Source organism: Hansschlegelia zhihuaiae (assembly GCF_004103825.1).
Taxonomy (GTDB): domain Bacteria; phylum Pseudomonadota; class Alphaproteobacteria; order Rhizobiales; family Methylopilaceae; genus Methylopila; species Methylopila zhihuaiae.
Window position 1 is genome coordinate 1 of the sequence record NZ_RYFI01000058.1, and the last position, 776, is coordinate 776.

A 776-nucleotide genomic window follows, 5' to 3' on the forward strand; every position below is an offset into this window, starting at 1 on the left:
GCCTGGCGGGTCTGCAGGGTGGCGAGGTTTGCGGCCTCGGCGTTGGTGTCGGCGCCGACGAGCGCGAGGGCGCCGTCCTCCAGCGTCCCGACCATGTCCTTGGTGAAGGTCTCGCGGGTCTCGACGATCTGCAGCTGCGAGCCGAACTTCGAGGCCTGGGCCTCGAGGGTCGCGAAGGCGCTCTCGATGGTCGAGATCACCTCGTTGATCGAGTCGGCGTCGAGGAACTCGTCGCCGGTGAGCTCGCCGAGGCCGAGGCCGGTCGCCGAGAACACCGTGCCCTTGACGTTGAGCTTGGAGGTGCCGTCCTCGTTGAACACGATGTCGAGGTCGTCGCCGTTCAGCAGGTTGACGCCGTTGAACGAGGCGTCCTTGGCGAGCGAGGAGATCTGCTTCAGCGCGTTGTTGTAGTCGTCGCGGTAGTTGGTGCGTTTCTCCTTGGCGCCGGCGTCGTAGTCGCGGCCGGCGAAGGTCGCGGCGCCCGAGGCCGAGAAGGCGTTTCCGGAGCCGGTGACGATGGTGCCGGCGATCGCGGCAGGGACCTCGTTGGCGGCCGAGTTCGAGGCCTCGATCTTGAGCTTGCCGTTGGCGCCCGAGGTCGAGACCGAGGCGGTCAGCGCGACGTCGTTGTCCTCGAACGCCTGGTTGAGCTCGTCGAGCGTGTCGACCTGGCCGGTCGAGGAGCCGAACGTGATCGTGACGTCGGCGCCCGAGCGGTCCTTCACGATCAGCGTCTGGCCCGACAGCCCGCCCGTCGTGCTCGCGTCGGCGCCGGT

1 pseudogene is annotated in these 776 nt (G+C 68.3%); it reads right to left on the minus strand.

Annotation, left to right across the window (positions count from 1 at the left end):
• A pseudogene (locus EK403_RS22800) lies at window positions 1-776 on the minus strand (hypothetical protein); the annotation flags it as partial.